This window comes from Acidobacteriota bacterium (assembly GCA_020349885.1).
Taxonomy (GTDB): Bacteria; Acidobacteriota.
On record CP070701.1, the window covers coordinates 2,231,039 to 2,238,837 of the forward strand.

The 7,799-nt window shown below is 60.7% G+C and carries 9 protein-coding genes; 5 read left to right on the top strand and 4 right to left on the bottom strand.

The window, feature by feature from the left end:
* Nucleotides 1–798 (top strand): hypothetical protein (locus JSV08_09435; protein UCF80707.1); only part of this gene is annotated, 798 nt, incomplete at its 5' end.
* 8 nt (nucleotides 799–806) lie between these two features.
* Here the strand turns inward: JSV08_09435 and JSV08_09440 are convergent.
* Nucleotides 807–1,028: a hypothetical protein gene (locus tag JSV08_09440; GenBank protein ID UCF80708.1), complete on the bottom strand. Its 222-nt coding sequence runs from the start codon at nucleotides 1,026–1,028 to the stop codon at nucleotides 807–809.
* Between the two features lie 47 nt (nucleotides 1,029–1,075).
* On the bottom strand, nucleotides 1,076–1,405 hold the full coding sequence (locus tag JSV08_09445) for a hypothetical protein (GenBank protein ID UCF80709.1): 330 nt from the start codon (nucleotides 1,403–1,405) through the stop codon (nucleotides 1,076–1,078).
* Between the two features lie 135 nt (nucleotides 1,406–1,540).
* Between JSV08_09445 and JSV08_09450 the strand changes: the two genes are divergently transcribed.
* A complete protein-coding gene (locus JSV08_09450) occupies nucleotides 1,541–1,693 on the top strand; it encodes a hypothetical protein (GenBank protein ID UCF80710.1) in 153 nt (50 codons plus the stop codon).
* 4 nt (nucleotides 1,694–1,697) lie between these two features.
* A complete protein-coding gene (locus tag JSV08_09455) occupies nucleotides 1,698–2,876 on the top strand; it encodes an ABC transporter permease (protein ID UCF80711.1) in 1,179 nt (392 codons plus the stop codon).
* A 43-nt stretch (nucleotides 2,877–2,919) separates the two neighbouring features.
* On the opposite strand, the gene JSV08_09460 is transcribed toward JSV08_09455, so the two are convergent.
* Together JSV08_09460 and JSV08_09465 are read right to left on the bottom strand one after the other, a co-directional pair.
* Nucleotides 2,920–4,374 (bottom strand): TldD/PmbA family protein, encoded by a 1,455-nt coding sequence (locus JSV08_09460; protein ID UCF80712.1) that lies wholly within the window; start codon nucleotides 4,372–4,374, stop codon nucleotides 2,920–2,922.
* Between the two features lie 18 nt (nucleotides 4,375–4,392).
* Nucleotides 4,393–6,336: a cyclic nucleotide-binding domain-containing protein gene (locus JSV08_09465; protein ID UCF80713.1), complete on the bottom strand. Its 1,944-nt coding sequence runs from the start codon at nucleotides 6,334–6,336 to the stop codon at nucleotides 4,393–4,395.
* Between the two features lie 332 nt (nucleotides 6,337–6,668).
* On the opposite strand from JSV08_09465, the gene JSV08_09470 reads away from it, so the two are divergent.
* Complete coding sequence (locus JSV08_09470; GenBank protein UCF80714.1) at nucleotides 6,669–7,145, top strand: isoprenylcysteine carboxylmethyltransferase family protein; 477 nt, start codon at nucleotides 6,669–6,671, stop codon at nucleotides 7,143–7,145.
* 179 nt (nucleotides 7,146–7,324) lie between these two features.
* Complete coding sequence (locus JSV08_09475) at nucleotides 7,325–7,798, top strand: DUF2938 family protein (GenBank protein ID UCF80715.1); 474 nt, start codon at nucleotides 7,325–7,327, stop codon at nucleotides 7,796–7,798.
* Nucleotide 7,799: the final 1 nt, after the last annotated feature.

Consider the following 7,799-nt stretch of genomic DNA (forward strand, 5'->3'; position numbering starts at 1 on the left):
ACCGTGGCCTTGTGCCTTCGCAAGGCAGGCCACGCCGCCGATGCTATAAGCTCGCGCTTGTCCCACAACGTCAAGCTGTCCGAGGTGCAGGTAGACGAAGCGCAGACCTTTGTATGGAAGAAGGAAAAGAACATGACGCAAGCAGACCGCATAAAGCACCCGGACGCTGGCACGGCTTGGCTTTTCACGTCTATAGACGCCGACACCAAGTTTATCCCCTTCATAGACGTGGCTACGGATTTAAAACTGGACGCTACCAAGCGCTTCTTTAGGCGGCTTGCAGGGCGCCTAAACAAGCCGTGGCCCCTGTTTGCTACGGACATGCGGAATGCCTATCAAGAGGCGGTAGAGATGACGCTACACGGCGACCCGCGAGGCGTCCGCTACGTCCAAGCGCGTGGGCACACCTATGAGCGCCCAGACCATAAGCCGCCCGTTTCTGTCCATAGCAGAATAATCTTCGGGGACAGGGAAGCGATTGATCGTCACTACAGGCAGTCGAAGGCAAGCAACCGTATCAATACGGCTTTCATAGAGGTCTTTCATAAGACCTTGCGAACGGCTAACAGGCGGCTACAGCGAAACGCTAACGGCGTTTCTAAGAAACGACGCCAGCTAAGGCTACAGCTTGCCCTCTACACGACGTGGTATAACTTTTGTAAAGAGCACCGCACGTTGCGGCTTGAGAACGGACACAACGGGAACGGGCGCAAGTGGGACGTTCGAACGCCAGCGATGGCGGCAAAGCTAACTAATCACAAGTGGACGGTTGAGGAATTGCTTTCCATGCCGTTGTAGCGCCCTATCTATTCAGGGACATAGTCTTCAAGCCATTCCCACGCCTCTTGGGGGAGAAGGCCATAAAAATTTTTTCCTACTTCAATTATCAATACCATATCTTTCTCCTTACCCGAAAGGTGGGAAGAAAAAGTTTCGTATATTTCCGTTGGTGATTTGTCGGTGGCAATAAGCCACATATTATCTGTGTAATGCCACCACCCAGCAAACTTTTTTATGGTCTCTATCACGGCAACGCGCTTTTCCGTTGGAAGAGAATAAGCGATGCAATATACTTTCATTGTGCCGCTGGCTCTGTTGGGGTAGTTTTTTTCGGTGAGCGTGTGCCGCTTTTACTATCTCCCACCGGCCTTTTCAGGTGTGCCTCCTCACTAAAAATGAGATGTGTGGGCCGAGACCAAACAAGCAACCACACTAAGAGGCAGACCACAATAAATAACACGCAAGCCCATCGAAATCCGGCATATTTTAAATCACTTGGGATATCAGAGAATATAAGAGTGGCCGAGATTGCCCCCTCAATAACCGTAAGCGCACCAAGAAAAAAGACCAGCGGGCTCTGTGCGAGGGCTTTTTTGGCTTTAGCCATAATCTGTTTTACCTTCATTGCATTATACTCCCTTTTTTCCAACTCATCTACGCCACTCCCGAATTACGGAACGAACCCGGGAAGTGCGCGTAAACAAAGGATTTCCTTGGGTTCGCTCCCCGAACGAACCCAATAACCTGAGAATGAGAATGTGTGAAAAGGAAACATTTTTCGAAGCGTGTCCTGCGCGGCGAGCGGCTTCGGGAGGCGGGAGAGTATTGCAGTTTTCACAATTTTCACGGCTTCCACGATTTCCTCGTGCTGAAAAAGCGTCGTGTTATAATGTCGTACACTGAGAGCCCGTAGCACGATGATTCCCGTCAAATACAACGTCAAGAATCTCTTCGCGCGGAAACAGAGCACGCTCATGACGATCGGGGGCCTCGCCCTCGTGGTCATGGTCTTCGTAATCATGATGGCGCTCGCGCACGGCTTCGCCTCCACGATGCGGGGCACGGGAGATTCTCTCAACCTGATGGTGCTCCGCCAGGGCGCGCAGACCGAGACCACGAGCTACGTCTCAGACGAGCAGGCCGACATCATCGAGACGCTCCGCGGGATCGCCCGGGGCGAAAAGGGCGAGCCGCTCGCCTCGCGGGAGCTCCTGGTGTTCATCCACCAGCTCAAGCGCGGCGCGAAAACCGACTCGGAGGGCTCCAACCTGGCCGTGCGCGGCGTGACGGAGCGCGCCTTCGCGGTGCACCCCGAGGTGCGCATCGTCGCCGGAAGGATGTTCAGCCCCGGCAAGCTCGAGATGCTCGCGAGCCGCCGCATCGCCGAGCGCTTCCAGGGCTGCGCCCTCGGCGAGACGCTGAGAATGGGGACGTACGACTGGAGCGTCGTGGGAATCATCGAGGCCGAGGGCAGCGCCTACGGCTCGGAGCTCTGGACCGACCTGACCCTTCTCCAGGAAATTTTCTACTACGGCGCCTATTCCTCGATCGTGGTCGTCCGGGCCGAGGACGAGTCCTCCAGCGGCGCGCTGAGGGAAATTATCTCCGAGACCGACACGCGCCTCAAGCTGAGCGTGATGAGCCAGCCGGAGTACTACGAGAAGCAGACCACGGCTACGTCGCAGGAATTCTTCCGCCTCGGCCTCCTGGTCTCCATCTTCATGTGCGTGGGCGCCGTCTTCGGGGCGATGAACACGATGTACGCCGCCGTGAGCGCCCGGCGCCGAGAGATCGGCACGCTGCGCGCCCTCGGATTCAAGCGCCGGCACATCCTCGTCTCCTTCCTCCTCGAGTCGGTGGCGCTCTCGCTCGTCGGCGGCGCCCTGGGCCTCCTGCTCGCACTTCCCGTCCACGGCTACTCGACCGGCACCACGAACTGGCAGACGTTCGTGGAGGTGGCGTTCGCCTTTCGAATTTCCCCGCGGATCATGCTCGCGGGAATCGGGTTCGCGGCCCTGATGGGATTCCTCGGCGGCCTCCTTCCCGCCTGGAACGCCTGCCGCACCCCCGTGACCGACTCCCTGAGGTCGGTGTAGGGATGCGCCCCGCCCCGCCCCCTCGGGCGGCGTGCGGCGCGGGCTACTGCTTTTTGACGCCCACCTCGACCCGGCGGAAGCGGGCCGGGGCCGTGCCGTGGCCCACCTTGGCGGTCTGCACGGGCTCGCCCTTGCCGCAGTTGGCCACGCCCCAGAGCTCCCACTCCTTCGGGCCGCACACGGCGTCGCACGCGTTCCAGAACTCGGGCGTCGCGCCCGTGTAGAGCGGATTCTTGACGATGCCCGTGACGCGGCCGCGCTCGATGCGCCAGCCGATCTCGCACCCGAACTGGAAGTTGAGGCGCAGGTCGTCGATGGACCAGGATTTGTTCGTGTCCACGAGGACGCCGTCGCGCGTGTCGGCGACGAGGCTATCGAGGTCCGCGCCGCCCGGCTCGAGGCTCACGTTCACCATTCTGATGAGCGGCATCACGTTCCAGCCGTCGGCGCGCATCGAGCCGTTGCTCCGAAGGCCGAGCGCCCGGGCCGTCTCGCGCGATGTCAGGTAGTTCACGAAGAGCCCCTCCTTCACGACGGGCGTCCGCCGCGCCGGGACGCCCTCGTCGTCGAAGCCGAAGGAGCCGAGGCCGCCCTCGAGCGTCGCGTCGGCCGTGATGCTCACCGCGGGCGAGCCGTATCGAAATTTTTTCCACTTGTCGAGCGTGAGGAAGCTTCCGCCCGCGAGCGACACCTCGCTTCCGAGTACGCGGTCGAGCTCGATCGGGTGGCCGCAGGACTCGTGTACCTGGAGGGCGAGCTGGGAGCTTCCGACGATGAGGTCGCGCTCTCCGTAGGGGCACTCGGGGGCCCGCAGGAGCGCCGCGGCCTCCCCGGCCACGCGCTCGGCGTGGGAGGGAAGGCGCATCGCCTCGACGAACTCGTAGCCGCGCGAGGCGTGGTTTCCGCCCTGGGACGTCGGGTAGGAGCGGCGCTGGAACTCGCCGTCGCGTACCGCCGTCGCCGAGACGCCCGCGCCGGAGGTGGTCTTCACCTGCCGGATGCACGCGCCGTCCGTCGAGACGAAGAGGCGCGTGCGGCGCGCGAAGCTCATCGAGCCCTCGGCCGTCTTGACGGCGGGGTTCTTTTTGAGAATCTCCGTCGCGCGGAAGATTTCTTCGAGCTTCTCGTCGAGCGGCACTTGGAAAGGGTCGCGCTCGCACGGGCCGCGCCACTCACCCTCGTGCGGCTCCTGGGGGGCGAGCCTCGATTTCTCGGTGTTCGCCGAGGCGCTCGCGCGCGCCGTACGGAGCGCCGCCCCGGCGGCCTCGTGGACGGCCCCGTCGCTCAGGTCCGCCGTGGAGGCGAAGCCCCACGCCCCGCGCCACAGGACGCGGACGCCGACGCCTCGGTCGGTCTCGCGCGCGAGAGCCTCGACCGTCTGGTTCTTGACCTGGATGTCCTCGCCGAGGGTCTCGACGAAGCGCGCGTCGGCGTAGCGGACGCCTTTACGCTTGAGAAAGGCCGTCGCCTCCTTCAGGGCCGCCTCGAGCCGCTGCATGTGCCCGCGCGCCTTCGTCTAGTCCGGGCCTTTCTCCGAAGGCGTCATGAACGCCTGCCGGAAGGCTACGAAATCCTCCGAGGTGCGCACCAGGCGCTGCGTCAGGGTCTTGATGAAGGAGCGGTAGATGCGGAGGGCGAGGCGGTCGCTGGTTTGGAGAATCTTGTAGAAGCGGTCGCGGGTGACGGCGAACACCTCGGTCTCCTCGGCGGCCTTGACGGTCGCCGTGGTCGGGGCCTCGTTGATGAGCGAGAGCTCCCCGAAGTGGTCGCCGGGGTAGAGGATGGTAATAATTTCCTCGACGCCCTTGCGCTCGCGGACGACGCGGACGCTTCCCTCCTTGATGACGTAGAAGGCCTCGCCGGGCTTGCCCTCCTCGATGATGGTCTTGTTCTCGGCGTAGACGCGCCGCTCGCAGATGTCGCGGAAGTCGCGCATCTCGTCGAGCGTGAGGTTCTCGAAGATGGGCGTGTTCTTGAGGAATTCGAAGCCCTCCATGCGGCTCACGACCGCGGCCTGCGAAAGCTCGGCCGCCGCTTTCTCGGGCGGCTGCTTCGCCGGGGCCCCCGCGGGCGCCTCGGCGGCCTCGCGCGTCCGCAGGTGCTCCTGGGCGGTGGCCATTTCCCGGCCCACGACCTTGACGCCCCGCGCCGCCTCCTCCTTCAGGTGCTCGACGCTCTTGAGGCGCGCCGCGACGTCCTTGTAGTTGAACCGGAAGTTGGCCACGTCCTTGAGGAGGCGCCCGGCGTCGTCGTAGCGCCCCTTTTCCAGGAAGATGAGCGCCAGGTTGTAGGAGAAGCCGACGTTCTCGTCGTTCAGGGGACTCTTCTCCACGACGCGCTCGTAGCGCTCGATGGCGAGGTCGAGATAGCCCTTTTCCTTGAGGATGTCGGCGATGAGCGCCGACGCCTTGAGATAATTGTCCTCCCCCTCGCGCACCTTCTGCAGGAGGTCGATGGCCTTGTCGAAGCGCTGCATGGCGTAGAAGAGCTCGCCCGCGCGGAAGAAGTCGCCGGCGCGCTCGTGGTTGCGGGCGGCCATGAGGCGGTTGCCGCTTTCCTCGAAAATTTCCGCGGCCCGCCGGTGGTCCCCCGCGCGCTCCCACATGAGCGCCGCGTGCTCCGTGTCGCCTCCGCGCAGGTAGCACTCCGCCGCCTGGGTGTAGTCGTCGCACTTTTCGTAGCACTCCCCGGCGCGCACGAAGTCGTCGAACTCCTCGTAGACGCGTCCCGCCTTGGCGAAGTCGCGCGCGAGGACGAACATGTCCGCAAAATCCCGGTACGACTTGCCCTCCTTCGGGATGTAGCGCATGAGGTCGAAGCCGATGTCGCTCTGGCAGTTCGAGTAGAGGCGCGCCGCGGGGGCGAGCTCCCCGATGCGTAGGTACATGAGGATGGCCTCGACGATGTCCTTGGAGTGGATGTAGATCTCGGCGGCCTTTTCGAAGTTGCGCACCTGCTGCAGAATTTTCGCGATGCGCCCCCTGTCTTCCCGGTTCCGGAGCTTTGCGATCTCGTCGCTTCCCGACACCTTCCCGTAGGCCTGGGCCGAGCGCTTCAGGTCGCCGGCTTTTTCGAAGAGCTCGCCCGCGCGGAGGTAATTCCTCAAGAGAAGGAAAATTTCGCCCGCGTCGGCGTAGCGTTTGCCGCGGATGTACATCTCGGCGGCGCGCTCCAGCTCCTGCCCCTCGAGGTAGGCCTTGGCGGCGGCCACGTAGTCGCCCGCCTTGGCCAGGATCCCCGCCGCCTCGGTGTGGCGGTCGGCCTTGAGAAGCACCTCGGCCCCTTTGGCGGGCTGGCCGGCGCTCGTGTAGAGATGGGCCGCCTGGTCGGGCCGGTCGGCCTTGATGTACATGTAGGCGGCCTTGTCCGTTGCGCCTATCTCGGCGTACAGCTTCGCCGCCTCCATAAATTGCTTGGCCACCTCGAATTCGAGCGCCTTTTTGCGTAGGGCTTCACTCATGGGTTAAAAATTTTTTCGAGCCTCGAAAGATGCAAAAGCGTTCCCCGTAGAGTAGCGCTGACGGGGGGGAAAATCAAGGTGGCAGATGACAAATGACCGGATGACAACAGTATCGATGACCAAATGAGAAACGAATAATGAAAATTAGCTGCTCGCCTTCGCGTCTGCCATCCGCAATCTGTCATTTGACATTCGTCATCTGTCATCTGTTTTCCCTCAAACCACTACGAGAAAGATTGGCCGGCTTGCCCGCCTCCGGCGGGAAGGGATAGAATGGGAGGGCGATGCCGAAGGAATCGGAAAAATCCCGCGCAGGCGTTGAATAGGATGACATGAACAAATATGAACGTATTTTTGGTGCTGGTCCTAGGGGACTCTTGATAAGCCTCGGTTTGTTAGCGGTTGTCTGGCAATTGGAGGCTGCAGTGGCCCTGCCAAGTATAACCGATAGCCATACTTTTCGTTGGGCGGTTTTTGTTTTGACCACAGTTGGCTCAATCATTTTGGTGTGTTGGGGCATAAAATCTCTTCCTCCTGCCGCCCGGGGCAAAGAGATAGTAACTACTGGCGCGTTTCGATATTTTCGGCATCCCCTTTACGCATCATTTCTATCTTGTTCTAATTTCGGCCTAGCCGTGCTACTCAACAATTGGATATACATCGTTTGGGCAGTACTGCTTCACGGAATATGGCATTGGAATGTTAGAAGCGAAGAAAATTTGATGAGGCGAGAGTTCCCAAATGAATATGAGAAATACTGCAAAATAACAGGTCGTTTTGTTCCAAGACTCTGGAATTTGCAACACTGACCTTTCCCCCTTAACTTGATCCAGATTAAGAGTTAGAGGCTAATCTGGAAAAGACAAAGAAAGGGGTGATAAATGGCACAGAAACGGTACACGGGTGATGGCAATACGATCCTAAGGAGGACACGAGGATTGATCCGTCCGGACAGTCTGGCATCTCATGTACGGGCATTGGGGGGGCGATGGATCTCGTCGTAACGGGAGTGGTAGCCGGGGTGTTGGGGACGTTGGTGATGGATTCTTTGAACCATCTCTTCTCCCGAACTGGGATGCTCTTGAAAATCGACATGGGGATGATTGGGAGAATGTCCGCGGGGTGGGCACGTGGGCGCTTCCGCTATCGCCATCCGGGCGAAGTGCAAGAGGTCCCAAACGAGATGCTCTATGGCTATATCACGCATTACACCATCGGTGTGGGGCTCGCGGTCACCTACGTGCTCGGTTGGGATCTCTTGGTTGGAGGGCCTGCGTCACCGGTATGGGCACTAGCCTATGGCGTCGCGACGACGGTAGCCTCCCATTTCTTCGTTTTCCCTTCCATGGGGTTGGGAGTGTTTGGCAGGCGGTCTCCCGAAGGCATTCAGGCTCCTCTTTCCAGCCTAGCCAACCACCTTTTCTACGGAGTGGGTCTTGCGGTCGGGGTCGGACTCGTATGAG